We start from the raw sequence: 25,854 nt of genomic DNA, 5'->3' as shown, positions 1-25,854 counted from the left end.
GCCATGACAGTTCAGTCAGTATAGCTTAATCCGGCCTGCTTGAAGCAGGCCGGATTTTTATTTATCTAAGGATTGAAAAAATTATTGTTTCGGAAAGAATCGCTTTTCTAGGGTAAAGCAATTGACTGTTTACAATTCATGAGCCAAATACTGTGCATGGATAATCAAAAAATGAAATCTCATCATAAAATATGTTCAATTCAGGTGCGCCTTCTTACAGCTGCTCTGGCATTTGTAATTCTTGGGGGACTAGGGGCCTGTTCCGGTTTTTCCAAAAAACCTGTCATGTCCGTGGAATCGGCAAATATGCTTTCTACAAATGCCCTCGTTACCGAAGCAGACAAATCATGGAATAAAAAAGATTACGTCTCCAGCGAACTCTTTTACAGCCGGCTGCTGCAAAGAAGGGATATCCCTACACAATATATTCTGCCATCCACACGCAGACTTGCTATCAGCTCATTTAATTCAGAACATTACCACTCTGCCCGTGAAAGTCTTGAAAAATGGGCAAAACTGGACACTGATGTCTACAATGATCCGGAATGGCAGGATTTCTATTTCAAAACTTTATATAAGCTGAATGAAATACCTTTTCTGCAATCGTATCTTGAAAAAAACATGGAAAACAACTCCAGACCATGGGCAATCAGATCCAAAGCAGGAAAACGTCTCAGTGGTATAGCCCCTAAAGATAAGGCCCTGCCGATTCTGGAAAGACTCTACACCATTGCTCCCAACCAGAATAACCGCTCTGAACTTGAAAACTGGTTCAGATCATACCTTGAAAAAAGCGATAAGGATAACCTGAATATAATCAGTGAGAATGTGACAAGTGACAATGGTCTTAAATTTCCTTATGACCTGATCACCTTTGAGAAAGCCAGAAGACAGTCTTCAATGTCTGATTACTGGCCAGCATCATGGAGGACAATGACCTCTATAGTTGACGAAGGTCAATTTGCCGACAAAACTCCGCTGATAAATATTATATCAGGTCTTGAAAAAGAATACGGTGTCCCCAGAATAGGACTAGCTTTAATTCTTCCGATTTCAGGAAGATTTCAGGAGTACGGCTGGAAAATTGTCCGGGGAGCTGGAGCAGCGCAATGGGAACTGACAAAAGCCGGAATGGACGTAGATGTCAAAGTCATCAATACAGAAGATAAAAACTGGCTCAAACACCTTGATGAACTTCCGGCATGGTACAACGTCATAGGCGGACCAATAAGCGTTACAGCCTTCAAAGAGCTTGAAGCAAGTCAGGAATATAAAAAGAAAGCTACTTTTGCCTTTCTTGCCAAGGCCGGAGATCTGCAGGAAGGAATGGATGCCTGGAGATTTTTCTCAAGCCCAGATGATCAGATTAAAGCAACCCTTGATCTCGCTATTGACGATCTCGGCATTAAGAATCTGGCAATTCTTTATCCTAAAGAAAAATTCGGCAGACAAATGTCCAGTGAATTCTGGAAAAAGGCTATCCAGCATGGAGCCAAAGTTACGGGGATGATGAGTTATCCACCGAATGATATACCGGCATGGGGTAAAATTGTAGCCAAGCTGGTTAAGGTTCCTGAAAAAGAAGCCCGCAACAAGGCTAATGGGCTCGATGCAGATGCACCTCTTCCAGATACTGACTTCGGTGCGGTTTTCATTCCTGATACATGGAGACAGGCCCAGCTTATGATTCCCCACTTCTTTTTCCATGAAGCCGACACTCTTGTCTTTCTGGGACCGGAATTGTGGAGTCAGGCTTTGAATACCTCGCGTGGAATTGAAGCTAACAACTTCCGGCTTGCAGTTTGTCCGGGTGCCTGGTGGCCTGAAAGTGGCGGAGCCGTCAAACTTAAAAATGTCATGAACGAAGAAGGACTCGGAATTCCCGATTTCTGGGTGGCCCTTGGTTATGACTTTGTAAGATTCTCCAGCAAACTTGGAGCAATTCCTTCAGACTGGACACCGGAAACAATTAATTCACGGATTATGGCTGCACAAAATATGGATTTCAGTCTGGCACCCATCAGATGGGATTCAAATGGAATTGCGGAACAGAAACTTTTCCTGTTCCGTCCCCGTGAAGACGGTAAATCCAAAGTTGATTCTGAATCGATTAAAAAGACTCTGATTAAAGCCAGAGCACACCATGAAATGCGCATTAAAGCATGGAAGAAACAGAATCAGGACAATAACTAGCAAAAAAATTTATCCGTTCACTCTGCTGTTCGGAACAAAGCAAATAAAGGCTCACAGCCTCTTTTAAAGGAGTTTTCAATGAGTGAGATGAAACTCAGCAGGGAAGAAGTTGCCCGCGTTGCCAAATTGGCCCGCCTTGATCTGCCGGAAGATAAAGTTGAACTGTTTTCCGGACAGCTTCACGATATTCTTACCTATATGGACAAACTGAATGAAATCGACACGAGTGAGATTGAACCAATGTACAGCCCTGTCGAACACTGTACGGTTATGCGGAAAGACGAAGTGAAAAAAGATCATACTAGAGATGAAGTTCTCTCAAATGCCCCTGATACTGACGGCCAGTATTTTGTTGTCCCTAGAATCGTCTAAACCGAATAAAAAATAAATCTACAGTGGAAATAGATATGTCCAGACTATACGAAAAATCCCTTACTGAAATAAGCGAACTCATAGCCAGTGGTGAAATAACTGTAACTGATGCGGTTAAATCATGCCTGGAAAGAATTGACAGCACAGAACCTGCAATTGAAGCCCTTCTTGCTCAAAATAGAGATGAAGCATTAAAACAGGCTGCGGAAATGGATGCTCAGGGTCCCGATAAGAGTAAACCTTTATGGGGAGTGCCTGTCATTATAAAGGATGTTCTGGCTACAAAGAATATCAAAACTACCTGCGGCTCCAAAATATTAGAAGACTTTACCCCATTTTATGATGCAACGGCTATAACAAAGCTGAAAGAAGCCGGAGCTATAATTCTGGCTAAAGCCAACATGGACGAATTTGCAATGGGGTCTACCACTGAAAACTCTGCCTACAAAACCACACGCAACCCATGGAATACAGACCGTGTTCCGGGAGGATCAAGTGGTGGCTCAGGAGCTACAGTTGCAGCTGGTCAGGCTTTTGCAGCCCTTGGAACAGACACCGGAGGTTCTATTCGTCTTCCGGCATCATTCTGCGGTATTGTAGGAGTTAAACCTACTTATGGCAGAGTATCACGCTATGGTATGATAGCATACGGTTCCTCACTCGATCAGATCGGTCCAATGACAAGAACCGTTGAAGATTCCGCTAGAATTTTAAATGTAATCTCCGGACACGATAAACGTGATTCAACTTCAGTTGAATGTGATGTTCCCGACTTTGTAGCAGAACTTAAAAAACGTACCGACCTTTCCGGTTTAACTCTGGGATTGCCTGAGGAATACTGGGGAGAAGGCTTGAGTGAAGAGGTTTCCGAAGCCTGTAAAGCTGCTATTAAAAAAGCTGAAGAACTCGGAGCTAAAACTGTTCCGGTCAAACTTTCCATGACCGAATACGCCATCGCTACTTACTACATAATAGCAATGGCTGAAGCCAGCTCCAACCTCTCCCGCTTTGACGGCATCCGTTATGGCTATCGCAATAAAGAAGCAGATGAGCTTATTGACCTTTATACAAAATCCCGTACCGAGGCTTTTGGAGATGAAGTTCAAAGGCGCATAATCATAGGAACCTATGTTTTGTCTGCCGGATATTACGATGCATATTATAAAAAGGCTGCCCAGATTAGAAGAATTCTGCGTCAGGACTTTGAAAAGGCCTTTGAATCATGTGATCTGATTCTCGGTCCCGCATGCCCCACAACTGCATTTCCGGTTGGAGATTTTACCTCCGACCCTCTCCAGATGTATCTGATGGATATTTTCACAATTTCATTAAACCTTGCCGGGCTTCCGGGAATGAGCCTGCCTGTAGGTCTTGGAAAAGAATCTGGCATGCCTGTAGGGCTTCAGATCATGGCTCCTGCTTTTGATGAAAGCACTATGCTTCAGGCTGCAAACATACTTGAAAAAAATCTTCCTGAAATGCCTATGCCTGAACTATAAAAAACATCATTATATAAAATAGATGAAATCCCCTGCCCATATTTTGTGCAGGGGATTTTTATTTATCTGCTTGCAACAATAAGTTCAGCAAGATATTATTAAAGCATTAATACTCTAAGGAGAAGTGTATGCTTGAGAAAATATCTTCAATAAAAAATATTCCTCATTCTGAAATAGTAAAACTCGCAAAGCTGGTTCAGTATCAGGAAGGACAGGTGGTAAGTAGGACCATAAGCCAAAATCAATCTGTGACCATAACATTATTCGCTTTTGATAAGGGAGAAGGTCTTAGCGGCCACTCTGCTCCGGGAGATGCGCTGGTACAGATTTTTGAAGGTCAGGCCACAATAACTATTGATGATAAAGATTATGTGCTCAGTTCAGGAGAATCTATAGTTATGCCGGCAGGAATACCACATGCCCTTGAAGCCAGCGAAAAATTTAAAATGTTGCTACTGCTTGTGAAATAAAAAATGGATATAAGCCTAAATCCATTTTTTATTGCGATAAAATTTCAACATTACAAGTACAACGCAGACAACTACAACCCAGAATAGAGGATAAGCATATTGTAATTTGAGTTCCGGTATAAAATCGAAATTCATGCCATAGACACCGGCCAAAAAGGTCACAGGGATAAATATTGTCGAAAAAACGGTCAGAACCTTCATAACCTCATTCAGTCTGTTGCTCACCGCTGAATTATAAATTCCGAGGTAATCAGAAAGCATTTCCCTATACACTTCTACAGCTTCCATTGCCTGATCTGAAAGTTCCGCCAGATCTCTCAAAAATGGTTTAATTTCATCAGAAACATAATCATCATCAAGTCTTAAAAAGGAACTCACGATTTCTCTGGCGGGACGGACGACTTTACGGATATAACGCAGCTCTCTTCTATAATAACTTATCTTTTCCAGCACATCAGGATCATCCGCGACAAGAACATGTTCTTCAAGTGATTCAATCTGTTCACCGATAAACTCAATCATCCTGATGTAATTCTCAAATATAGCATCGAGTAAAGAGTATGCCAGATAGTCTTCACCCATTTTTCTTATGCGCCCTCTCCCCTTTCTTATACGCAACCGGACAGAGCCGAAAACATCACCCGGTCGTTCCTGAAAAGTTAAAACAAAATTATTTCCAAAAACCATGCTCATTTGTTCGGCGGTGACAGTTCTCTTATCTTCACTGAAATAGAGCATTTTTAATGAAATAAAAACTGATTCATCCAACTCTTCAAGCTTGGGCCTTTGAGAAGTGTTCAAAATATCTTCCAGCACAAGTGGAGACAGGTTAAAAGCCTTGCCTATCCGGCTGACTTCTTCAGTATCATGAATACCGTCAACATTAATCCATTTGACCCCGCGTTGCTGGGAATTAAAATCCAAATTTATATCATCAATATATTCTCTAACATTCTCAACATCATACTCGATAGTAGAAATTTTAATATTCTCAACCCGTTGTTTACCTAAAAAGACTAAAGACCCAGGAGGATTCCCGAGAACAGTATCCATATTTTTGATAAATCGAGCCATGACAATACCACCTTATAAATAAAACTATTCTATTTTATTCCCATCCTTAATATGCACATCAAGTTGGGGGAAGGCTATTTCAATATCTTCTTTGCGGAATTCTTCATCAATGGAATGACGAATGTCAGACTGCACCGTAATAGAATTATCAATGTCATCAATCCAGACACGCAAAACAAAATCAAGACTACTGGCGCCGAATTCACTGAAATAAACATACGGTCTGGGCCATGTCAGGATATGCGGATTATTTTTTGCCACACGCAAGAGGACTTCTTCAACTTTTCTTGTATTAGATCCATACGCAGCACCAACAACAATATCTCTCCTGAGAGATGGATTATTTCTAGTCCAGTTGATTACCTGTGTGGCGATCAATTCAGAATTCGGAATAATAATCAATGCGCTTTCAAATGTTTCAACAATTGTGGTTCGTATGTTGATTTTGCGAACTGTACACCATGTTTCACCAAGCTGAATGATATCACCCTGCTGGATTGATCTTCCGAAAAGCAGAATAAGACCACTTACAAAGTTATTAAAAATATTCTGCATTCCAAAACCGATACCAACACTAAGACCACCAGCTACAACCGCAATGCTAGTGAGATCAAGTCCAACCATCTTTAATCCGACCAGAGCAAAAATTGACCAGATGGCATAGGTAAACAGTGATTGCAGTGAAGGTATAGCTCCGCGCCGGCCTCTTGGCCATCTTGATCCGATCATATCCATGGAAACTTTAAATGCGGATATGCTCAACTGTGTCAAAAAGAAAATCAAAATGACGAGTGTAATGGTTCCGATTGATATTGAATATTTTTCCCAACCTATTTTCCATTGGAAAAAATGAGCCATGACACTGTGGCCTATAAAGCTGGCTATCCATAGATATCCGAAAAAGACAGCGACACCCCATCCTATCGGGATGGCAAGACTTCGTACAAAACCTTTAAATATCTGCTGGGTATCACCGGACTTAAGGACAAAAACAGAACTCCATAACGTGCCTAAGGCATAAACAAAAATAGTGAGTGAAATGATAAGACCCAGCAGAGCTGATAACCTTCCATACCCTGAAATAGAAATGAGAGTCAGAGCACAAAAAATCCATCCTGATGGTGACAATAGAAAAGTATTTCGAATATTTTTTTTCTTACACTCAATAATTTCACGAGCAAGGAATACAAGTGTCGCCAGAATATACACAAGTGTCAGTGTTTTTTCGGCCATATTCAAACTGATAACCATGCCGCTTATAGCAAAAAGAAATGCAAACTTGCTAAGCTGCGGTTTCTTGATCTGCATGAAATCTGTTTCAATATAATTTGAAGTTCTCAGCAGACCAAACCCGGCTATTGCTGTTCCCAAAACCATAAGTGAGCCCATTGAATATGGGAAAACAAAGGCAGTAGACGTGTAGAGCGAAGCTCCTAGACAAAATAGGCCAAAATCTCTTTTCTCATTCTTTGTAAAATGCTCCATAGAAGTTTTATGCAAAGCAATTTTCAGCAGAATGAATCGCCCAAAGAGCACCGTAATAAAAAACAGAGCAGCGAAGACACTCAAATGCACAATGGCATTATCCACATAAAGTGAAAAATAAGTTTTAAGACTCTTAAGGCGAGTTATGACCCATTTTTCAGAGGACATTGGCCGATACCAGAAATCACTGGAAAAGATAGAATCTTTACCTACAACCAGATAGTCCTTCCACCGCCGGTAAAGTTCTGTAGCTCCTTTGGAATCCTGATCAATTACCCGGTCTCTTATTTTTTCATACCCTTTGATCAGCCTGCTGATTCTGTAATCCTGATCCGCAGCACGCTTCTTCAGAGCTGCTGTTTCACGTCTCCTTTTGGTAATCTCATCCAAAAGTTCTTTGGGAGAATTCTTTGGCAGCAGGGATGCCCTAAAATTATAAGTACTTAAAATTTCGATAATTGATTCATTCTCAGCCAGATCACTCTTTAGACCATCCAATACACGGTCTATTTTACTTTTTAAAATAAAAAGCCTGACTTGACGTTGCCTTATTTCAATGGGTGAGCCTCCGGAAACACTCTGATCAAGAAGAATATCTTCATATTCAGAAGCTAGGTCTGAAATAAGCTTTTGCGCTCTTTCATAGTTCCCCTGATTGATATTATATGTAGCTTCCTGCTCAGCTATAATCGTATCATAATTATCGAGGCGAGTAGCAATTGAGCCCAACTGCTCTGAATTATTGTCATCCTGAGAATAGACGGGTTGCGCTATACAACAGGCTAACAACAGGAATAAAAATATTTTTTTCATACAGTTTGATCCGTTTAACAGACTGATTTTTTATATAATTTAATTAAAACACATTAGATTCAATTAACAGCAAACTATTTAATCTAAAAAAAGATTGGCATACTAAGTGGCTATCAGCAAGCATGATTCTACATAAAACACAAAAAAAGGACTCGTTTATAAAACGAGTCCCTAAAAATCCTAGTGATGATCCACTCATGTCAGATCATCTGGAAAGAATACTTAAACTAATTTTGAATTAACTAACCTTTCCGGGCTCAAATCCAATTTTAGAAATGACCTTACGAATTTCTTCAGAATCTACATCCTTGGAATCTTCATAAGTAGCACATTTTTTTTCAAGATCGACAACAACATTAGAAATTCCGTCAATCTTGGAAAGAGCATCGGTAACAGATTTTGCGCAATGCTGGCAGGACATACCATTTACTTCAACAGTTTTCATAAAAACCTCCTAGCTCTGTTCTTTAATCCATTTAACAGCTTCGGCAAAGTCAAGCGAACCGGTATAAATAGCTTTACCGGATATAGCGCCTTCAAGTCCCTTTGAAGTCAATGGATATAAATTTTTAACATCATCCAGAGTTGCAACACCTCCGGCGGCAATGACAGGCAGTTTGGTTTTACCACAAAGATCAGCCAAGGCCCGAACATTAACTCCGGTCTGCATTCCATCTCTGCTGATATCTGTATAAATTATAAAAGCGGCACCAGCCTCTTCAATTCTTGGAATGATATCAAAAACAGAAATTCCAGCATCTTCAACCCAGCCACGCGACTTCAACTGTCCGGCGACAGCATCAAGTGAAACACCTACACGTCCGGGGAATTTTTTGCAGAGTTCAGCAAATGTTTTTTCATCTTCAAGAGCCATAGTGCCTATAATAAGCCTTTCAACTCCGGCTTCAAAATATCTGGAAGCTGTTTCAATATCACGGATTCCTCCGCCAAGTTGAACAGGTATGTTGAGTTCTGAGCAAATATCTTTAATAAGCTCATAATTTTTAGGCATCCCGCTGAAAGCGCCGTCAAGATCAATTACATGCAGGTACTCTGCTCCCTGTCCGGCCCAGATATTTGCCTGAGCAACAGGATCACTTGAAAAGACAGTCACTTCATCAGCCTGTCCCTGAACCAAACGGACGCATTGTCCATCTTTAATATCAACAGCAGGAAAAACAATCATAAACCAAGCTCCATAAGTCCGCTCTCAAGTGCCTCGTCAGCAAGCTCCATTGCCGAAACCCATTTACCTCCACGCTTGAAAAACTTGCCGGCATCCAACATGTTTTCCGTAAGAGGTGTCTGTGTTTCATCAAAATGAATTCTACGGACGATGCGCTTATTGTTAACGTCTATTAAGTAAAGATCAATTACAACCGATGCAGGCTGAACATTGTAATTAGGCTTCTTCATACCACGATGCGGCTGCCAGAAAAGGACCTGCGGAACCAGCAGATAGTCAGCAGACATGCATTTTCCAACATTAATCCAATAGCTGTAAGCAGCCTCGCGCTGAGAGCCCATATTTTCAAAAACTTCAATTTCCTGGCACTGCTTTGTTATGGCAGGTCTGGCAAACCCTGTAACTCCATGTTTAGAGAGGGTGTGCACCAGCTTTTGATCAAGTTCATTTATAACTTTCTTATCAACAGGATGCCCTTCATGGGCAAGATATCCTGCAAGGAGTTCATAGTTGAACATAGGATTTGTAAAACCGGCTACAGCAAGTTTTCCAACAGGCCTAGGCAGCTTTACAAGATCACTTTTAGTCTGGCATCCGCCAAGAATCATAAGTGTGCCGACTGCGGCAAGTATATACAAGAATAAACGCTTCATTAGTCCAGACTCCCTTTCGTACTGGTTACCCCCTGCCTTTCAACTGACAGAGCATTACGCAATGCAAGCCCTAAAGCCTTGAAGGCGGCTTCAAGGAGATGGTGACCATTACGGCCATATTCATAGTTAATATGAAGGTTCATCCCAGCCTTGAATGCCAGAGATTTAAAAAATTCACGCCAGACATCTTTTTCATCACCGGCAATTATTGATGGCAGAAGTTCATCATCATAAACAAGGTATGCCCGTCCGGAAAGGTCTATTACAACCTCAACCAGAGATTCATCCATAGGCACCTTGGCAAAACCTATCCGGTTTATTCCTTTACGGTCACCCATAGCTTCAAGCAATGTCTGCCCAAGAACGAGAGCAATATCTTCAAGCGTATGGTGAGAATCTATTTCAAGGTCACCTTTACAGGTCAACTGAAGATCAAATCCAGCCCAGAAGCTCATCAGGGTCAGCATATGATCGGCAAAACCTATTCCTGTTGAAATTTCAACTTCGCCGTTACCGTCCAGACAAAGTGATATTGCAATGTCTGTTTCTTTTGTTGTTCTGCTTATAGAAGCTGTTCTGGACAAAATACTCTCCCGTCGCCCTAACACTCTGAACTAAAATTACATTTCAATAAGATCTTCATCATACCCTGATTCATTCGCTGCTTTATCAGAATCGCTGCTTTTTTTCTTCTTCTTTTCATCACTCTCTTCAGAATTATCTGTCGAATCATCAATCTCAGATTCATCAACTGAACTTTCAGAAGCTGATTCTTTTTTGAGATTATTTGCATCATCAGATGATTCAAGATCATTTAATTCTTCAGAATCATTTGAACTTCCCGGTCCTGATCCATTGTCAGGGTCGTCAGGATCATCCGGGGGAGTTTTCACCCTCTTCTCTTTTCCAAAGAAATAAGCAACCCATATACCAAGCTCATACAGGAAAATCAGCGGTCCTGCCATCAGTGTCTGGGTAACAACATCAGGAGGTGTCAGAATAGCTGAAACAATAAAGCAGACAAGGATGGCATATTTTCTTTTTGCCCGAAGCCATTTGTGGGTGACAATCCCCAATCTGGAAAGAAAGAAAATAAAAAGTGGCAGTTCGAAAATAACGCCGAAAGCAAAAAGAAGTTTCAAAGAAAACGCCAGATACTCCCTAAGTGTCGGCATGGGACGGATAAATTCATCCGTAAAACCCATAAAAAATTCAAAACCATAAGGGAATACAATATAATATCCAAATAAAGCTCCGCCGACAAAGAAAAATGCGGAAAGAAAAGCAAGTGGAATCATCCATTTCTTTTCATGGTCATATAGCCCCGGAGCAATAAAACCCCATATTTGTGAGAAGATATAAGGACTGACAACAAATACTCCGGCAACAAAAGAAACTTTCAAATAAGTAAAAAATGCTTCCGGTAGTGAGGTAAAAATAAGAGTGGAATTTTGTGGCAGGACCTCAACAAGAGGTCTCATCAAAAGATAGAATAAAGGCTTTGAAAAAGAATAACACGCAATAAAACCGACCAGACAGGCCAAAAGAATTTTAACTGCGCGTTTTCTCAACTCCTGAAGATGCTCAAGAAATGTCATTGCACCTTCATCTTCTTCGTCTGAAGATTCACCCTCCGGCTCATGCTGCTGCCCAGTGCTGCTCTCGCTGGCAGGAAGGTTTTCATTTAATTCGGTTTCAGAAGGAAGTTCGTTGCTTGTCTCATCTACCGGTTCTTCACCGTCACGAACTTCTCTACCGGAACTACTCATGCTTTATCCCCTTCTGACTTTGCAGAATCATCTACAGAACCCTCAGCGGCTTTACTCTCAGTCTCTGCTACCTTTTCAGCAACAGGTTCCTCCACTTTAACGGACTTCTTTTCAGCTTCTTCTGTTGAAGCTTCAGTGGATGTTTCAGAGGCAGTCTCTTCTTCAAGAGTTTCACTTTTTTTGGCAGCCAGCTCCTGCTCTTCCTTACGTCTTTTTTCCTCCATGGCAGCAACTTCCTGCTTGCGACGATCTTCGTCAGCAGTAGCAATTTCCTGATCAAGAGTACGTTTTACATCGTTGGACATATTCCTGAATTCAGAAAGTCCCTTACCCAGAGTGCGCATAAGGTCAGGAAGTTTCTGAGGTCCAATTACTATCAGGGCAACCACCAAAATTATGATAAGCTCAGTTGATCCGATACCGAACATAAAATATCCTTATTATCTGCGACCGGCAATGGTCCTGTGAAGAAACCAGAGCCTATGCGGGATTTCCAAATAATCCCGCATAGGCTTTGAATGAATTAACTGAATCCTTGTATACAATTTCTTAAGCTTTATCCATGCCTAAAAACAAGGTATTTTTATTCCCATTCGATTGTGCTCGGTGGCTTTGAAGAGATATCGAGAACAACTCTATTCACTCCTCTGACCTCATTGATAATCCGGTTTGACATCTTAGCCAGAATTTCAGGAGGAATTCTGGACCAGTCTGCTGTCATCGCATCAATGCTGTCTACAATTCTAAGAGCAATAACGTGTTCGTAAGTTCTTCCATCACCCATTACACCTACGGTCTTTAATGGCAGCAATACGGCAAATCCCTGCCATACTTTGCTGTACCAACCGGAAGCCATAAGTTCATTTTGGACAATCTTGTCAGCTTTGCGAAGAATTTCGAGGCGTTCATCAGTAATCTCGCCAAGAATTCTGATCGCGAGGCCCGGTCCGGGGAAAGGATGTCTCCAGATGATATGCTCGGGAAGACCAAGTTCATAAGCAACCTTGCGAACTTCATCTTTAAAAAGCTCGCGCAGAGGCTCAACAAGTTCAAGATCCATTTCCTCAGGAAGACCGCCGACATTATGATGAGATTTAATAACGGCTGAGGGACCTTTAAAAGATACGGATTCAATAACATCAGGATAGAGAGTTCCCTGACCGAGGTATTTCACATCCTCAAGGCTTTTAGCCTCTTCATTGAAAACATCGATAAAAGTATAACCGATTATCTTACGTTTCTTTTCAGGGTCTTCAATGCCATTGAGTTTATCCATAAAAAGGTCGGTAGCATCAACACATTTAACATTAAGATCAAAGTTTTCTTCAAGAAAACCGATAACTTCCTGACGCTCGTTCATGCGCAGCAGGCCGTTATCAACGAAGATGCAATGCAGATTTTTACCGATTGCTTTATTGAGCAGAACAGCAACAACAGTGGAATCAATTCCACCGGAAAGGCCGAGAACAACCTTATTGTCACCAATCTTTTCGCGCATTTCCTTAATGCAATTGTCAACAAAAGAGGACATGGACCATGTCGACTCAAGTTTGGCAATCTTGAAAAGGAAATTGGAAATCATCATTGTTCCATTTTCAGTATGGGCAACTTCAGGATGGAACTGGAGAGCGTATATTCCGCGCTCATCATTAGCCATTGCGGCAAACTCGATACTGTCAGTTTCACCACATGCGATAAAACCTTCAGGTATTGACTTTACGCGATCACCATGACTCATCCAGACAGTATTATTCTCCATTCCTTCGATACCCTGCCAAAGCGGGCAATCTCCGGTAGCGCGGAACTCAGCCCGGCCATATTCACGGTCTTCAGCAGCAATAACATTACCGCCGAGGATATGAGTCAGGAGCTGCATTCCATAGCAGATTCCCAGAATGGGTATATCCATATCAAGAAACGCAGGATCAAGAGACGGAGAATCTTCAGCCAAAACTGAAGCAGGTCCGCCTGAAAGGATCAGTGCTCCCGGATTAATTTTTTTAATTACTTCCGGATCGGTAGTGCATGGATGAATTTCGGAATATACACCAGCCTCACGTATTCTGCGTGCAATAAGCTGTGTGAACTGTGATCCAAAATCCAGAATTACTACTGAATTGTTATGCTGCATTGATTATAGTCCTCGTTAGTAGGAATCAACTCTATAGTTAGGAGCTTCCTTAGTTATAATTACGTCATGGACATGGCTTTCTTTGAGTCCTGCGGGAGACATCTGGGAGAACTGGGCTTTATCCTGAAGTTCCTTGATTGTACCGCAACCAACATAACCCATACCTGAGCGAAGACCACCAATCATCTGATAAATACTTTCGGAAACAGGTCCCTTGTAAGGAACACGACCGACAATACCTTCAGGAACAAGCTTATTGGTCTTTTTCTGGAAATAACGATCAGAACTGCCCTGCTTCATGGCATCAATAGATCCCATTCCACGGTAAAGTTTGTAGCTGCGACCCTGATAGAGAACTGTTTCTCCCGGACTTTCATCAGTTCCGGCGAACATGGAGCCCATCATAACCGTATCAGCACCGGCAACCAGAGCTTTTACTACATCTCCGGAGAATTTAATTCCACCATCGGCAATAACTCCGATTCCCTGCTCATGGCATGCACGGGTTGCTTCCATAATAGCAGTAACCTGAGGAACACCAACTCCGGCAACAACTCTGGTTGTGCATATTGAACCGGGTCCGATACCGACCTTAACAGCATTAACACCGGCATCAATAAGGGCCTGAGCGCCATCATAGGTGGCAATATTACCACCAATAATCTGGGCATCAGGGAAACATGAGCGCAATTCTTTTATGGAATCGAGGATTCCTTTTGAGTGGCCATGAGCAGAATCAAGAACAAGAAAATCAGCTCCGGCTCCGAGAAGAGCAGTAGAACGCTCCATCATATCGTGCCCTACGCCGATGGCTGCTCCGCAACGCAATCTGCCGTAAGAATCTTTTGCAGCCTGAGGATATTTTTTTACTTTATCAATATCCTTGATTGTGATCAGTCCTACGAGTCTGTTCTCATCATCAACAACCAGCAGTTTTTCAATCCTGTTCTGATGCAGATGACGCTTTGCTTCATCTGTGGAAATTCCTTCAGAAACAGTAACAAGATTGCGGCTGGTCATTACTTCTGAAACAGGAGTGTTGACATCGGTGACGAAACGAACATCGCGGTTTGTAATAATTCCGACAAGATGTTCACCCTTTACAACCGGAAAACCGGAAATTTTGAACTCCGACATCAGATTAAGGGCTTTTCCGACAGTATCTTCAGGATGAACAACGATAGGATCGGTGACCATTCCGCTTTCAGATTTTTTCACTCTCTGAACTTCGCGGACCTGATCACGAACGCTCATATTTTTGTGAATAACGCCGGCACCGCCATGACGGGCCATTGAGACAGCCATACCCGACTCTGTTACGGTATCCATAGCTGCGCTCAACAAAGGAATTTTAAGAGTAATTTCTTCGGTCAATTTAGTAGACACATCAACTTTATCCGGAAGAACTTCCGAATAAGCAGGCAGCAGTAGTACATCGTCAAAAGTAAGAGCCTGACAAACTACCTTTTCCATTTTGCCCTCGCATAATAATTTAGAAACTTAAATAAAAGAACAGAGAAACCATAAAGATAATGATTTCTCCACAACCTCCGCCGCCCTGTTACAGCCGGATATACTAGAGGAATGCCCAAGATGGCAAACGGTTTATACCGGTCGAAATTTGGAACGAACCGGAGAAAGGGAAACGAACAAGTTCATATTCTGATTATATACTTTTCTTCCCTTTGTTCAACTGCAGTTTAAAAACTTTTAAAAGCAGATGGCCCCGCGTATATGCGGGGCCGATTTTTGTCAACTCTAAAGTCCTAGATAAGCTTTTTTTACATCTTCATTACTCAGAAGATTTTCGCTTGTATCAGAAAGCGTAATCTCCCCATTTTCCATAACATACCCTCGATGAGCAGTCTTCAAAGCCAAGTTTGCATTTTGCTCAACCAGAAAAACAGTTGTACCGTTTTCTTCGTTAATTTTTTTTATTATTTCAAATATCTGCTTAATAATAAGTGGAGCAAGACCAAGAGAAGGCTCATCAAGCAGAAGTAAACGTGGTCTGGCCATCAAAGCTCTTGAGATTGCGAGCATCTGCTGCTCACCTCCTGAAAGAGTTCCGCCCTCCTGCCTGCGGCGTTCTTTAAGAATCGGAAAAAGAGAAAAAACCATCTCAATATCGTCTTTTATTCCTGCCGGATCCTCCCGCAGAAAAGCCCCCATATCAAGGTTTTCCATAATAGTTAGTTCAGGAAAAATAAGGCGCCCTTCCGGAACCTGACATATTCCCATTTTTACTATTTTCTCAGGACTGCAACCATTGAGCTTCTTTCCTTCAAAAAGAATCTCTCCTGATCTTGGTGGAACAACACCACTCACGGACATAAGCGTAGTTGTTTTACCGGCTCCATTAGCCCCGATAAGGGTGATTATTTCACCGACATTTATTGTAATATCAACATTACGCAATGCCTGAATATTTCCGTAGTATGTATTAATACCTTTAAGCTCAAGCATCTTCGTCCTCCCCGAGATAAGCTTTAATAACCGCCGGGTTTTCACTTACTTCACGCGGGGTTCCATGAGCAATTTCACAGCCGTATTCAAGAACAAAAATCCTGTCAGAAAGGCTCATTACCATTTTCATATCATGCTCAATGAGCAATACTGAAACATTGTGTCTTTCTTTAATTTCAAGGATGAGTTCCTTTAGTTCCGCAGTCTCATATGGATTCATACCGGCAGCAGGCTCGTCAAGCAGAAGGAGGAAAGGATCCGTAGCAAGCGCCCTTGCTATCTCCAGCCTGCGCTGGGCTCCATACGGAAGATTACTGGCAAGTTCATCCGAAAACTGTTCCAGCCCGACTTCCTTAAGGAGATCATAGCTTTTGAGAATGGTCTTCTGCTCTTCCCTTCTAGTACGGGGACCACGCAGAATTGCTCCAATAAAAGTGGCCTTGGTTCTGCAATGGCAGCCGATCATAACGTTTTCCAAAACACTCATTGAAGGAAAAAGTCTGATATTCTGAAACGTTCTGGCCATACCAAGTTCAGTAACATGGTTTGGTTTCATTCCGTTAACTTTCTTGATCTTACCAGCTTTCGGCTCAACCAGAACTTCGCCTTCTGTAGGATTGTAAATTCCTGTTATACAGTTGAAGAATGTTGTCTTGCCAGCTCCGTTAGGGCCAATAAGTGCAACAATTTCATTCTCCATTACATTAAGATTCACATCATCGAGAGCCCGCAGCCCACCGAAATCCATACATACTTTTTTAACGTCTAAAACAGTGCGTCTTTCTTTATTCATTAGAGCCGCCTAAAGCCTTTTGGACTGCCTTGATATTAATTTTTCGCCGAACGTCACGAATAAGCCCCTGTGGTCTGAAAACCATTACAAGGGTCATCGTCGCACCGAAAACAAGCATACGGTATTCGGAAAAAGCCCTGAGATATTCCGGCAGCAGGATCAGAATTAAAGCTCCCAGAATCACACCCAGAATAGACCCCATGCCACCAAGGACAACAATTGACAAAATAATGGCCGATTCGAGAAATGTAAAACTTGCAGGATTTACAAACGAAGTCTTGGCAGCAAAAACAACACCTACAAGTCCTGCCCAGGTAGCACCAAGAGCAAAAGCTGTAAGTTTGGTTTTCACTTTATCAATACCCATGGCCTGACATGCTATTTCGTCTTCGCGCAAGGCCTGCCATGCTCGCCCTATTCTTGAATTTTTCAATCTGTTGACAATAAAAATTGTCACTATAACCATGATCAACATCAGGTAGTACATAAAAAGAATGGAACTGGTCAGTCCTGAAGCAAGGCCAAAAAAGTCAGGACGGGGAATGTTTGCTATTCCGCTGGGGCCCTGAGTAAATTCACCCCAGTTCTCAAGAACGAGTCTTATAATTTCCCCGAATCCAAGTGTTACGATGGCCAGATAGTCTCCACGAAGCCTCAAAACAGGGAAACCAAGAAGGATACCACAGAAAGCTCCGAGCAAAGCTCCTATAGGCAGTGCTGCCCAGAAACTTACACCCCAATACATATTCATCAAAGCATAAGCATAAGCACCCACCGCATAGAAGGCCACATATCCAAGGTCCAGAAGCCCTGCAAGACCGACAACAATATTAAGCCCCAGCCCCAGAACAACATAAACAAGGGCTGAAATCATGATATTGGTCTGGTACATTGAAAAAATGTGTGGAAAAGCAAGAGCAAAGACGGCAACAGCAAGTATAAACGGAATATAAAACGCCCGATTTCCTGCCAGTCTACTTATCAAATTAAGTTTGACTTCACCGTTCTCTTCTTCCTCTTTTTGCCCCTGCTCGCGCTTTTGCATTAAAAAACGCCAGACAAATGAAAAGAAAAAAACTCCGATACCTACATATCCTATTCTATCCAGATGCCAGGTAACAGTATTTTCCAGACTATTCACATAAACGCCCATTATGGGAAGAGTCAGGAACATAAACCATAGAGAAATAATAACTGATTTTTTTATGGCTGCCATATTTATCCGATCCTTACATATTATGATTAAAATCTTATTCTGACTGATTTCCGGGAAATTACACTTTTTGTGTCGGTGCCTTACCAAGCAATCCGGAAGGTCTGAAAATAAGAATCAGGACAAGAAGCGCAAAAGCGAAAACATCTTCATAGTCACTGGAAACATAACCGGTACAGAAACTTTCGGTCCAGCCGAGAATGAGACCGCCGAGCATGGCACCGGGAACTGAACCGATACCTCCAAGAACAGCCGCAGTAAAAGCCTTGATTCCGGCAATGAAGCCTATATAAAAATTTATCTGTCCTATGTGGGAGGCGATAAGCACTCCACCAATAGCAGCAAGGCTTGAACCAATGATAAAAGTGGCGGAAATAACCATGTTCACATTAATTCCAACCAGCATTGCCATTTTTCTATTCTGGGCAGTTGCACGCATGGCCTTACCCATTTTTGTGAACTTGATGAACAGATTCAAGGCAATCATAACTATTGCAGTAACAATAATTATCAGCAGATCTGTTGAACCTATCATTCCCTCATATCCCTTCAAAAATTTGAAATCCGGAATAAGTTTAGGGAAAGACACAAATTCTGAAGTCTGGGAAAGCATTACATAGTTCTGTAGAAAAATAGACATTCCGATTGCTGAAATGAGCGGTGATAATCTCGGAGCGTTACGCAATGGCTTATAAGCTATTTTTTCAATAGTATATCCATACGAAGCTGCCCACACAATCGCAGCAATAGTTGCCAGAATCAGAATAGAAAATGCAGGAAAGCCAAAACTGGTAAGAACTCCAGCCACTACAAGCCCGACAAACGCGCCAATCATATATATTTCACCATGGGCAAAATTGATCAGCTCGATAATACCGTAAACCATAGTGTAACCGAGTGCTATCAGTGCATAAATACTGCCTCTTGTCAGGCCGCTAAGGAAAAGCTCGAAAAAGTAGTCCATTTATTTTTCCATCTTCATAAATCCGGTCGAACATCAAAATGGGAAACGGACATCAAAAAATTTGATCCCCTTTAAAAAAACATAAAATGTTTTTCCAGCGCCACCCCATTTATCCACGGACGAACCGAAAACACGTCGGTAAAAAATTCCATAATATCAACCAGATTCCTTTAACAATCCGAGGGGACAAGCATACGCCTGTCCCCGGATGTCAAATGTTATCTGTAGTACTTGAGCCTATTTTTTTACTTCTACATACTGGCCGTCGTGAACCTGATATACGGAGAAGCCAACGCCGATTGCATCACCCTTTGAATCGAATTTAATCTTTCCAACAGGAGTTTCGACAAGATTATTGTGCAGGGCATCAACAATTTTATCGTAATCGGTGGAACCGGCCTTTTCGATTGCATTCAACAGAGCGATAGCTCCGGAGTATGCTTCGTAGTAGAATGCACCGGGCTCTTTACCTTCATGTGTATCGAGAAAACCCTGATGTGCTACAGCATAAAGAGGATTAGCGGTAATATCACGGGGTCCTGTTGCATAAACACCTTCAGCAGCAGCACCGGCTGTGTCGATAAAAGTCTGTGCTTTTACACCGTCATCAGAGATAAATGGAATATCGAGAGTCTTCTTGCGCATCTGCATTATAATCTTGGAAGCTTCGGGATGATATCCACCAAAGATTACACCATCAGCACCGGAAGATTTAATTTTCTGAACAACTGCGGAGTAATCAACTGCGCCGGGAGTGATGCCCTCAAAAAGAATGACTTCGTGATCTTTTGCTTCTTCAACAAATTTTTTGGCGAATTCGGCAAAACCTTTACCATAGTCACCTTTATCATGAATAACGGCGATTTTTTTCAGATGAAGGTCTTCCATTGCAAATTTCGCGGCAAGTGCTGCCTGAGCATCGTCAGAAGCAATGGTTCTGAAGAAGTTGGGGTAGTCACCACTCTGGGTAAGAGGAGGGTTAGTTGCTGAAGGAGAAAGGCAGACAATGTTGGCTTCTTTGTAGATAGGCAATGCTGCTTTTGTCGCACCTGAGCAGATATGGCCAAGAACAATTGTGACCTTATCAGAAACAAGTTTGAAAGCTGCGTTTGTGGCAAGCTCAGGTTTGCACTGGTCATCCTGAGGTGCAACCACAACTTTCATGCCGTTAACTCCACCCTTGTCATTATAACTTTTTGCAACAAGTTCAGCTGCGGCAACAGTCGGAAGTCCGTAAGAAGCAAGGTCTCCACTATGAGCGCCGGGAACGCCGAGAATTATCTCCCCGCCGGCAGGAGCTGCTTCTGTTTTTTCTACTGTTTTTTCTGCTGTTTCTTTTTTAGCAGGGGTCTGCTCTTTCTTTTCCTGACTGCAGCCCATAAGGCCAATGGAAAACATCAATACTACTACCAATAATACTAAAGATCGTTTCATCCTCTAACTCCTTAACTACGAAAAATTTCAGGTAAAACCCGGTCCATAAATTCGTGTTTCATCAGGGCATGCAGAGCATGGCTATCAGAAGAACGCGAATCAGCCATTTATCAACAAAATCCTCCCACTTAGCAAGTTGATACTGTATCATTTCCACTCTTTAACGCTCACTGCAACAACTGAAGATCATTACTTCGAGCAGAGTATAGAAACCCTGATGAATATTCAGATAATTATCTAAACAAAAGTATATATGTCAATAAGTTCTAAAAAATACAATATTGTATTTTACTTTTTTGAATATATTAAAAATGAAGAATAAATCAACATTTTCCTGTCCGAAACTACAAATTTGAACTTTAATACATAACTTATGCACTATTGTTCAAACAAAATTTTGAAAAACATTTAATTTTTTTCTGTAAATAATATATAAATCCAACCTGCCAGTGTACTGTATTTAATTTTATTTTGTAAAATTATCCAATCATAATATTAAAAAAAAGGCCGGCCCCATAAAGGGTCCGGCCAAAGGTAATCTTATAGTTACGGTTCAACTATTGTTTATCATCAGATTTCAATTCTTCACGAGCCTGAGCTTTAAGGTCTTCCTCTGAATCAGGACTGGAGATCACCGCATTGAAATGAACTTTGGCTTTCTCATGATCGTGAGTATAATATTTCTGTATTATTCCGATATTATAGTGGGCCATAGGATCATTGGGATTAATTTCCAGCAATTTTCCAAAAGAATTAATGGCCTTATCAAAATCCTCACTCTGATAATAGCACATACCAAGCCCCATAAGAGCGTGTATATTCTTAGAATCTATGGCAAGAGCACGTTCAAAAAACTTTCTGGCTCTGTCATAGGATCTTATCATCATAAAAGAGTCGGCAAGATTGAGGAGGACTTCTTTATCCTGAGGATTTTTGTCCAACTTATCCATCAACTTACGGATATTTTTCATACTTTCGCCAGTAGAGGCAGACATGCCGCCACCCATACCGGATGATTCCTGCTGTCTGAATTCCACCCTGTTTCCGGGATGACTCATCCGGTAATAAAAAGATGAAACAAACATAATCAATAAAGCCAGTCCGAGAACTCCGACAAGAACCTTCTGTTTAGAAGACATGCTGAAAGTTTTTGTTCCCGGCACGTCGCCTCCTGATTTTACTTTATTCTTCACTGTCATTTTCGAGCTGCTCCATCTGGTTTATTCTGCGTTCTATAGAAACGCTTTTCAGACCGAGAAAGGCTACATATCCTGCAATCCCGATCCAGACAGCAACGTTCGCTACCATGAGATATATCTGATTGGTCATTAAAGACTCCTGAAACTTCTGTTATTCATCATCCCATACCACCATGGAATCAAGCTTTGCCGAATGATTCAACTGGCGATATCTGATAATTAAAAGCGTAAGCCAGAGAAGAGCGAATGCTATGAGATTGCATAAAAGAGTCTGTAGCATTTCAGGCTCCATGCCACCTCCTTTTGCACCAAGTACATTGGGGTGTACACTTCTCCACAAACGGGCCGAATAAAAAACGAGAGGGACATCGACAAATGAGACAATTCCAAGCACGGAACAAACCAAAGCCCTTCTGTCTCCTGACATGGGGGCAGACCTGAGTACTAAATATGCTGCATATACGAACCACATAATAAGAGTGGTCGTCAGTCTCGGGTCCCATGTCCACCAGACATTCCATGCAGCACGTCCCCAGATGGAACCGGTAATAAGAGCAAGTCCGCTGAAAACAACTCCCAGCTCGGCTGCGGCTCCGGCCATACGGTCAAAACGGTCATTCCTTTTAAGCAGATAAGCAACACTTGCGGCAAATACCACGAAAAAGCTGAGCATTGCCAGTGCAGCAAGAGGCATATGCATATAAAAAATCTTCTGGACGATACCCATAACCATTTCCAATGGCGCATACATCCAGATCATATATTGACCAATGCAAAGAGCTATTGCGCTTAAAACAGCCAGAATTCTGACAACCATCTATATTACTCCGTTTATCAAAACCGGAATCTAAATCAGATTAGATTTCCACCTATTGTTCACCACTGTATACAAATGGAAAGAGGATTATTCCGGCACCGCTAAAGAGAGCATCCGAAGCCAGAATTACACCTATCCACGAAGACTGATCCATAGAGACGTCTCCGGAAAAAACCGAAGTCATTATGGTTATAGCCCCAAGAAGAATTGGCAGAAGAAGCGGAAAAAGAATGACGGACAAGAGGGATTCCCTTGCGGCCTGCCCCTGAGAAATAGCTCCAAGAAGGGCTCCCAGTGAAACAAGTCCCCAGTCTGCGGCAAACAATGCCAGCACAAAAATGGAAAAAGATCCCTTTATATCCTGTCCGAGAAAAACAACTGTGGCCGGTAAAAATACCAGTTGCGAGCACAGCAGCAGTCCAAATCCTGCAATTCCTTTCCCAAGCCAGATAGAATGAGGCGGAACAGGTGAGGATAAAAGCCCCAGCCTGGCCTCATTGGATTCCTCTATGGAAAACAGAGTATTAAAAACAAGTACAAGTCCGAAGGATGAAGCCAGCCAGAAAATAGCCGAAGCGGCCTGAGGTTCAATCAGCTGTCCTGCGGGTCTTGAAAGACTGAATACAAATATCAACAGCAAGCCAAGCAATATGGCCTGAGTAAGGCCCTGCCCTCCACCGATTGAAAGCGACAGGTCTTTACCGGCTATGGCGAATGAGCGCTTTAACATGCGTCCACTCCAAGGATAAGGGAGGGATCAAACTCTGAAGAAGGACCGAAATAGCCCTGCTTTTTCGAAGATAATCCCAGTACCATGTCGGCAAGACCGCAATCCAGTCTGACATCATGGCTTATCCACACCACTGCCGAGCCTCGATCACGAAATCCAACGATTTCATCACGAAGAAGCTTCAGTGAAGACTGATCAAGCCCAGTTCCCGGTTCATCCAGAAAAATAAGATCAGGATTTATCAAAAAAACCCGCGCCAGATTTAAACGCTGAGCCATTCCACGAGAAAAAGATCCTGCTTTTTCTTCTGCTGCCCTCTCAAGTCCAACCCGTTTAAGTAATCCCATAAGAACGTCATTTGATGGGGACAATCCATACATTGACGCCCAGAATTTCAGATTGGCAACTGCCGAAAGACGCGGATACAAAAAGGTTGCATGCCCAAGGTATGCTGACTTTTCAGGAGCTGTAAACATTTCAACACTTCCTGAAGAAGGTCTGGAAAGACCAGCCATAATCTTGAGCAGCGTCGTTTTTCCGGCACCGTTTCTGCCAACAACCAATAATATCTGACCAGCTTTTACATCACAGCTCACGCCTTTAAAAACAAGGCGTGTGCCAAAGAATTTGGCTGCCTTACGGACCGTTAGAACTGTATTAGAGGAGTCAGGCATAATTTCCGGCCTTACTCTTCAGGTTTGATAATTGTTTTTCTGAACGCAATAAAACCAAACAGACACATTAGAGTCCCGCCTATCCACATCCAGTTAATCAACGGATTTACACTGACTTTTATAGTAGCTGTCCCATCAGGCTGATAGCTTAGAAGAACCCCGTAGAGCTCATCAATCAATCCCGGAAGAACTGAAACTTCAGCAAATGGTTGCGGATATCCGCTATAAATACGTCTTTCAGGTGCAAGAATGCCAACCTGTTTACCGTTTTCTTTAACCTCAAGAACAGCCATGACACTGGCCATAGCCATATTTTGAGATTCATTGGAACGAAGATAGGTTAAAGTATAGGTTCCAACCTGAGTGCTCTCACCCTTTTTGAGGACAGCTTCCACAGTTGTCTGATTTGGTCCTGACCACGCTATACCAAGAAAAACAAGTGCAAGACCTATATGGATACCATAAACGCCGACGGTCGAACTGACTCTGCGCATTTGTGGTTTGAATACAAATAAAGCAACAATTCCCACAAGAGAAGCTATCGCAGCTGAAGCAGTGACAAGGGCGAGGATATTATGCAGTCCTGCTGCATAGTTTATTCCCAGAGCAGCAAGAAAAGCTACAAAGACAATCGATAATCCTCTTTTGTCATGAATACCCTCTTTCCAGTCAAGCCATGGGCAGATTGCAAAGATAAGTATGAGCAGTGAGAACAGCGGCAGACAGACACGGTTATAGAACTTGGCATCCAGACCGACAGGACTCGATGTCCACATCTTACTTATAACCGGCCACATGGTTCCAAGACCTACGACCAGTCCCAGAGCGATAAGTACCCATGCAGCAACAACAAGCATTCCCTGCCTGCTTCCAAGTCCGGATAACATTCTGGTATCTTTTTTACTTCCAATAAGAATGACATAAGCGACAACAGCAATTCCGCCTAACATGAAAATGCAGAGCGGCAGTCCGACTCCACCTTCACCAAAAGCGTGAAGTGATTGGATAACGCCGCTTCTTACAAGGTATGTTGCAAAAATGCTCAGCATAAATGTCAGACTCATAAGGAAAATGTTGGTTCTACCCAGAGCATTCCTTCTGGACTCAATTACAGCTGTATGCATGAAAGCCGTTGCTGAAAGCCACGGAATCAGTGAAGCATTCTCAACTGGATCCCATGCCCAGTAGCCGCCCCATCCAAGTTCCATGTAGGACCACCATCCACCAAGAATGATGCCTGCGGTAAGAAATATCCATGCTGTGATATTCCAGTTACGACAGATTTTAACCCATGAGCGGTCTTCTCCTGAAATAAACGAGGCAAGAGCGATGGCGGCAGGACTTGTAAAGCCTGCATAACCAAGGAAAAGCAAAGGAGGATGAAAAATCATTCCAGGATTTCTCAGCAGCGGATTCAGGCCTCGTCCATTGCTCGGGATAGGGACAAGTTCCAGAAAAGGATTGCTCCAGTTTGTCAGAATTAACAGGAAAAAGGCCTGAATAACCATAAAAAAGACCCAGTAATATAGGCGGGTCTCGCTGGAATATTGTCTGAATCCGGGCAGTCTGGCAAAAATTACACCCATAATACTTATTGAAAGTATCCAGAACAGCAGGGAACCTTCTGCTCCGGCCCAGAAACCTGTGATGGTGTAAAATAAGGGCAACAGGTTATCTACATGGTCATAAACATATTTAAATGAATAATCCCGGTTAACCAGCGCAATAGTCAGGATGATGCTGGCAATTGTAATCAATCCTGCGATTGCCAGATTGGCTTTTTCCAGAAAATCAAGAGTATTCTTTCTGCCTGTAAAAAGAGCCAGACATCCATAACCCCCCGCCCCTAATGCAAACAGCAAGGCGGCGAGCAGCAACAGATTTGCTGTCAAATGCATATAATATTACTCCGCAAAGGA

24 protein-coding genes and 1 pseudogene are annotated in these 25,854 nt (G+C 42.3%); 4 read left to right on the top strand and 21 right to left on the bottom strand.

What is annotated here, in order from left to right; translation table 11 throughout:
• Positions 1–171: 171 nt before the first annotated feature.
• From G496_RS0118115 to G496_RS0118100, 4 genes are all read left to right on the top strand, one after another.
• Positions 172–2,193, top strand: a complete 2,022-nt coding sequence (locus G496_RS0118115; protein ID WP_051295147.1) for a penicillin-binding protein activator — start codon at positions 172–174, stop codon at positions 2,191–2,193.
• Positions 2,194–2,280: 87 nt separating this feature from the next.
• Positions 2,281–2,565: an Asp-tRNA(Asn)/Glu-tRNA(Gln) amidotransferase subunit GatC gene (gene gatC, locus G496_RS0118110; RefSeq protein ID WP_027180518.1), complete on the top strand. Its 285-nt coding sequence runs from the start codon at positions 2,281–2,283 to the stop codon at positions 2,563–2,565.
• A 35-nt stretch (positions 2,566–2,600) separates the two neighbouring features.
• Positions 2,601–4,064 (top strand): Asp-tRNA(Asn)/Glu-tRNA(Gln) amidotransferase subunit GatA, encoded by a 1,464-nt coding sequence (gene gatA, locus G496_RS0118105; RefSeq protein ID WP_027180517.1) that lies wholly within the window; start codon positions 2,601–2,603, stop codon positions 4,062–4,064.
• Positions 4,065–4,192: 128 nt separating this feature from the next.
• Complete coding sequence (locus G496_RS0118100) at positions 4,193–4,534, top strand: cupin domain-containing protein (protein WP_027180516.1); 342 nt, start codon at positions 4,193–4,195, stop codon at positions 4,532–4,534.
• A 15-nt stretch (positions 4,535–4,549) separates the two neighbouring features.
• On the opposite strand, the gene corA is transcribed toward G496_RS0118100, so the two are convergent.
• The 21 genes and pseudogenes from corA to G496_RS0117990 form a co-directional block, all read right to left on the bottom strand.
• Positions 4,550–5,608: a magnesium/cobalt transporter CorA gene (gene corA / locus G496_RS0118095; RefSeq protein ID WP_027180515.1), complete on the bottom strand. Its 1,059-nt coding sequence runs from the start codon at positions 5,606–5,608 to the stop codon at positions 4,550–4,552.
• A gap of 24 nt (positions 5,609–5,632) precedes the next feature.
• Positions 5,633–7,906, bottom strand: coding sequence for a mechanosensitive ion channel domain-containing protein (locus G496_RS20780; protein WP_051295146.1), 2,274 nt, complete (start codon positions 7,904–7,906; stop codon positions 5,633–5,635).
• A 238-nt stretch (positions 7,907–8,144) separates the two neighbouring features.
• Complete coding sequence (locus G496_RS0118085; RefSeq protein WP_027180514.1) at positions 8,145–8,351, bottom strand: heavy-metal-associated domain-containing protein; 207 nt, start codon at positions 8,349–8,351, stop codon at positions 8,145–8,147.
• Positions 8,352–8,360: 9 nt separating this feature from the next.
• Positions 8,361–9,092, bottom strand: a complete 732-nt coding sequence (hisA, locus tag G496_RS0118080) for a 1-(5-phosphoribosyl)-5-[(5-phosphoribosylamino)methylideneamino]imidazole-4-carboxamide isomerase (protein WP_027180513.1) — start codon at positions 9,090–9,092, stop codon at positions 8,361–8,363.
• Complete coding sequence (locus G496_RS0118075; RefSeq protein ID WP_027180512.1) at positions 9,089–9,745, bottom strand: hypothetical protein; 657 nt, start codon at positions 9,743–9,745, stop codon at positions 9,089–9,091. The genes hisA and G496_RS0118075 overlap by 4 nt, the downstream gene beginning before the upstream one ends.
• The gene (gene hisB / locus G496_RS0118070; RefSeq protein ID WP_027180511.1) at positions 9,745–10,332 is read right to left on the bottom strand and encodes an imidazoleglycerol-phosphate dehydratase HisB; all 588 of its coding nucleotides are present in this window, start codon (positions 10,330–10,332) and stop codon (positions 9,745–9,747) included. The genes G496_RS0118075 and hisB overlap by 1 nt, the downstream gene beginning before the upstream one ends.
• 240 nt (positions 10,333–10,572) lie before the next feature.
• Positions 10,573–11,343 (bottom strand): annotated as a pseudogene (gene tatC, locus G496_RS0118065) (twin-arginine translocase subunit TatC); the annotation flags it as partial.
• A 167-nt stretch (positions 11,344–11,510) separates the two neighbouring features.
• Positions 11,511–11,942 carry a Sec-independent protein translocase protein TatB gene (gene tatB / locus G496_RS21010; RefSeq protein ID WP_027180509.1) on the bottom strand — a complete coding sequence of 144 codons (432 nt, stop codon included), beginning with the start codon at positions 11,940–11,942 and terminating at the stop codon, positions 11,511–11,513.
• Between the two features lie 155 nt (positions 11,943–12,097).
• A complete protein-coding gene (gene guaA, locus G496_RS0118055) occupies positions 12,098–13,645 on the bottom strand; it encodes a glutamine-hydrolyzing GMP synthase (RefSeq protein WP_027180508.1) in 1,548 nt (515 codons plus the stop codon).
• Between the two features lie 15 nt (positions 13,646–13,660).
• Positions 13,661–15,118: an IMP dehydrogenase gene (gene guaB / locus G496_RS0118050; protein WP_027180507.1), complete on the bottom strand. Its 1,458-nt coding sequence runs from the start codon at positions 15,116–15,118 to the stop codon at positions 13,661–13,663.
• A 285-nt stretch (positions 15,119–15,403) separates the two neighbouring features.
• The gene (locus tag G496_RS0118045) at positions 15,404–16,111 is read right to left on the bottom strand and encodes an ABC transporter ATP-binding protein (RefSeq protein ID WP_027180506.1); all 708 of its coding nucleotides are present in this window, start codon (positions 16,109–16,111) and stop codon (positions 15,404–15,406) included.
• Positions 16,104–16,904 carry an ABC transporter ATP-binding protein gene (locus G496_RS0118040; RefSeq protein WP_027180505.1) on the bottom strand — a complete coding sequence of 267 codons (801 nt, stop codon included), beginning with the start codon at positions 16,902–16,904 and terminating at the stop codon, positions 16,104–16,106. Before G496_RS0118040 ends, G496_RS0118045 begins: the two co-directional genes overlap by 8 nt.
• Positions 16,897–18,120: an ABC transporter permease subunit gene (locus G496_RS0118035; RefSeq protein ID WP_027180504.1), complete on the bottom strand. Its 1,224-nt coding sequence runs from the start codon at positions 18,118–18,120 to the stop codon at positions 16,897–16,899. The genes G496_RS0118040 and G496_RS0118035 overlap by 8 nt, the downstream gene beginning before the upstream one ends.
• 58 nt (positions 18,121–18,178) lie before the next feature.
• Entirely contained in the window at positions 18,179–19,081 is a 903-nt protein-coding gene (locus G496_RS0118030; protein ID WP_027180503.1) for a branched-chain amino acid ABC transporter permease, read from the bottom strand.
• A 237-nt stretch (positions 19,082–19,318) separates the two neighbouring features.
• Entirely contained in the window at positions 19,319–20,515 is a 1,197-nt protein-coding gene (locus tag G496_RS0118025; RefSeq protein WP_027180502.1) for a branched-chain amino acid ABC transporter substrate-binding protein, read from the bottom strand.
• A gap of 557 nt (positions 20,516–21,072) precedes the next feature.
• The gene (locus G496_RS0118015; protein WP_051295145.1) at positions 21,073–21,714 is read right to left on the bottom strand and encodes a tetratricopeptide repeat protein; all 642 of its coding nucleotides are present in this window, start codon (positions 21,712–21,714) and stop codon (positions 21,073–21,075) included.
• Positions 21,698–21,844: a CcmD family protein gene (locus G496_RS21005; protein WP_084407609.1), complete on the bottom strand. Its 147-nt coding sequence runs from the start codon at positions 21,842–21,844 to the stop codon at positions 21,698–21,700. Before G496_RS21005 ends, G496_RS0118015 begins: the two co-directional genes overlap by 17 nt.
• Positions 21,845–21,865: 21 nt before the next feature.
• Positions 21,866–22,531, bottom strand: coding sequence for a cytochrome c biogenesis protein CcsA (ccsA, locus tag G496_RS0118005; protein WP_027180500.1), 666 nt, complete (start codon positions 22,529–22,531; stop codon positions 21,866–21,868).
• 52 nt (positions 22,532–22,583) lie between these two features.
• Positions 22,584–23,261, bottom strand: a complete 678-nt coding sequence (locus G496_RS0118000; RefSeq protein ID WP_027180499.1) for a heme exporter protein CcmB — start codon at positions 23,259–23,261, stop codon at positions 22,584–22,586.
• Positions 23,255–23,935 (bottom strand): ABC transporter ATP-binding protein, encoded by a 681-nt coding sequence (locus G496_RS0117995; RefSeq protein ID WP_027180498.1) that lies wholly within the window; start codon positions 23,933–23,935, stop codon positions 23,255–23,257. Before G496_RS0117995 ends, G496_RS0118000 begins: the two co-directional genes overlap by 7 nt.
• Positions 23,936–23,946: 11 nt before the next feature.
• Positions 23,947–25,833 carry a heme lyase CcmF/NrfE family subunit gene (locus tag G496_RS0117990; protein WP_027180497.1) on the bottom strand — a complete coding sequence of 629 codons (1,887 nt, stop codon included), beginning with the start codon at positions 25,831–25,833 and terminating at the stop codon, positions 23,947–23,949.
• Positions 25,834–25,854: the final 21 nt, after the last annotated feature.

Origin of the sequence: Maridesulfovibrio bastinii DSM 16055 (genome assembly GCF_000429985.1) — a bacterium.
Classification (GTDB): Bacteria; Desulfobacterota; Desulfovibrionia; order Desulfovibrionales; family Desulfovibrionaceae; genus Maridesulfovibrio; species Maridesulfovibrio bastinii.
This window is presented reverse-complemented; position numbering and strand designations above follow the sequence as displayed.

Excerpts from the sequence above, each read along its gene's own strand:
- G496_RS0118115 (WP_051295147.1), top strand. The coding sequence starts at position 172 with ATGAAATCTCATCATAAAATATGTTCAATTCAGGTGCGCCTTCTTACA.
- gatC (WP_027180518.1), top strand. The coding sequence starts at position 2,281 with ATGAAACTCAGCAGGGAAGAAGTTGCCCGCGTTGCCAAATTGGCCCGC.
- gatA (WP_027180517.1), top strand. The coding sequence starts at position 2,601 with ATGTCCAGACTATACGAAAAATCCCTTACTGAAATAAGCGAACTCATA.
- G496_RS0118100 (WP_027180516.1), top strand. The coding sequence starts at position 4,193 with ATGCTTGAGAAAATATCTTCAATAAAAAATATTCCTCATTCTGAAATA.
- corA (WP_027180515.1), bottom strand. The coding sequence starts at position 5,608 with ATGGCTCGATTTATCAAAAATATGGATACTGTTCTCGGGAATCCTCCT.
- G496_RS20780 (WP_051295146.1), bottom strand. The coding sequence starts at position 7,906 with ATGAAAAAAATATTTTTATTCCTGTTGTTAGCCTGTTGTATAGCGCAA.
- G496_RS0118085 (WP_027180514.1), bottom strand. The coding sequence starts at position 8,351 with ATGAAAACTGTTGAAGTAAATGGTATGTCCTGCCAGCATTGCGCAAAA.
- hisA (WP_027180513.1), bottom strand. The coding sequence starts at position 9,092 with ATGATTGTTTTTCCTGCTGTTGATATTAAAGATGGACAATGCGTCCGT.
- G496_RS0118075 (WP_027180512.1), bottom strand. The coding sequence starts at position 9,745 with ATGAAGCGTTTATTCTTGTATATACTTGCCGCAGTCGGCACACTTATG.
- tatB (WP_027180509.1), bottom strand. The coding sequence starts at position 11,942 with ATGTTCGGTATCGGATCAACTGAGCTTATCATAATTTTGGTGGTTGCC.
- guaA (WP_027180508.1), bottom strand. The coding sequence starts at position 13,645 with ATGCAGCATAACAATTCAGTAGTAATTCTGGATTTTGGATCACAGTTC.
- guaB (WP_027180507.1), bottom strand. The coding sequence starts at position 15,118 with ATGGAAAAGGTAGTTTGTCAGGCTCTTACTTTTGACGATGTACTACTG.
- G496_RS0118045 (WP_027180506.1), bottom strand. The coding sequence starts at position 16,111 with ATGCTTGAGCTTAAAGGTATTAATACATACTACGGAAATATTCAGGCA.
- G496_RS0118040 (WP_027180505.1), bottom strand. The coding sequence starts at position 16,904 with ATGAATAAAGAAAGACGCACTGTTTTAGACGTTAAAAAAGTATGTATG.
- G496_RS0118035 (WP_027180504.1), bottom strand. The coding sequence starts at position 18,120 with ATGGCAGCCATAAAAAAATCAGTTATTATTTCTCTATGGTTTATGTTC.
- G496_RS0118030 (WP_027180503.1), bottom strand. The coding sequence starts at position 19,081 with ATGGACTACTTTTTCGAGCTTTTCCTTAGCGGCCTGACAAGAGGCAGT.
- G496_RS0118025 (WP_027180502.1), bottom strand. The coding sequence starts at position 20,515 with ATGAAACGATCTTTAGTATTATTGGTAGTAGTATTGATGTTTTCCATT.
- G496_RS0118015 (WP_051295145.1), bottom strand. The coding sequence starts at position 21,714 with ATGACAGTGAAGAATAAAGTAAAATCAGGAGGCGACGTGCCGGGAACA.
- G496_RS21005 (WP_084407609.1), bottom strand. The coding sequence starts at position 21,844 with ATGACCAATCAGATATATCTCATGGTAGCGAACGTTGCTGTCTGGATC.
- ccsA (WP_027180500.1), bottom strand. The coding sequence starts at position 22,531 with ATGGTTGTCAGAATTCTGGCTGTTTTAAGCGCAATAGCTCTTTGCATT.
- G496_RS0118000 (WP_027180499.1), bottom strand. The coding sequence starts at position 23,261 with ATGTTAAAGCGCTCATTCGCCATAGCCGGTAAAGACCTGTCGCTTTCA.
- G496_RS0117995 (WP_027180498.1), bottom strand. The coding sequence starts at position 23,935 with ATGCCTGACTCCTCTAATACAGTTCTAACGGTCCGTAAGGCAGCCAAA.
- G496_RS0117990 (WP_027180497.1), bottom strand. The coding sequence starts at position 25,833 with ATGCATTTGACAGCAAATCTGTTGCTGCTCGCCGCCTTGCTGTTTGCA.